This is a genomic window from Paratractidigestivibacter sp., assembly GCF_052362415.1.
Lineage (GTDB): Bacteria > Actinomycetota > Coriobacteriia > Coriobacteriales > Atopobiaceae > Paratractidigestivibacter.
On sequence record NZ_DAWEMK010000225.1, the window covers coordinates 1 to 1,015 of the forward strand.

2 protein-coding genes are annotated in these 1,015 nt (G+C 65.4%); both read right to left on the bottom strand.

Translation table 11 applies throughout. From position 1 onward, the window contains the following. Positions 1-795 (bottom strand): PTS system mannose/fructose/sorbose family transporter subunit IID (locus ACT84W_RS11160; RefSeq protein ID WP_444329281.1); only part of this gene is annotated, 795 nt, incomplete at its 3' end. Further along, positions 776-1,015, bottom strand: a 240-nt coding sequence (locus ACT84W_RS11165) for a PTS sugar transporter subunit IIC (RefSeq protein WP_147324175.1), incomplete at its 5' end; no start/stop codon positions are given. The genes ACT84W_RS11165 and ACT84W_RS11160, both read right to left, overlap by 20 nt.

The following is a 1,015-nucleotide window of genomic DNA, read 5'->3' on the forward strand; positions in this document are numbered from 1 at the left end:
GACCATGGTGGCAACGATCAGCACCATGGGGTTGATCTTCTTGGACAGCAGCCAGTAGTACAGCCAGAAGGCGATCATGCCGAGCATGCCGGGCATGATGCCGTCCAGGATGTCCTGGAGGGTCTGGGCGTCCTCGCCCGAGCCGATGGCCACCGGGATGCTGGCCCAGAACATGTCCTTGCACATGGCGCCCACGACCATGACGCCCACGATGCCCACGCAGGTCATGATCTTCTGCATGAGGCCGGTCCTCTGGGCCTCGTCCAGGAAGCCCACGCCCAGCTCGTAGCCCTTGACGGCGCCCCAGACGCGCAGCGCGAAGCCGGGGACGTTGTAGATGAGCAGGAAGGCGATGGGGCCGAAGGGGTTGCCGGCCTGGCACAGGCTGATGCCCACCGCGGCGGCGACCACGCGCAGCGTCGACAGGAAGATGGAGTCGCCGATGCCGGACAGCGGGCCCATGAGGGCGGCCTTGACGTCGTTGACGCTCTCGGGCTCGATCTCGCCGCGGGCGACCTTCTCCTCCATGGCCATCGCGATGCCGCCGACGAACGGGGCGAACTGGACGGTGATGTTGAAGAACGCGCAGTGGCGGTGCAGGGCCTCGGCGTAGTCGTCGGGGCGGCCGGCGTAGATCTTCTTGAGCATGTTGGCGACCATCAGGCAGAAGGCGATGTTCATCTGCTTGTAGTAGGTCCAGGAGAACTCCATGCCCAGGGCGCCGACGTTGACGGCGCTCTTGACGAGGTCGGAGCGCGTGATCTTGTTCTCGGGACTAGAAGTCATCGTCCTCATCCCCTTCCGCGGAGAGCTGGGGCTGGGCTCCGCCCAGGCCGAGCAGGTCGAACTTGTCGATGCCGATGATGATGGCGATCAGGGCGACGCCCAGGACGGGCACGTTGGCGTAGGAGCACAGCAGGAAGCCCAGGAAGTAGAAGGGCACGAGCTGCTTGGTGAGCACCAGGCGGCCGAGCATGGCGAAGCCCATGGCAGGCAGGATGTTGGCGGCAACGCC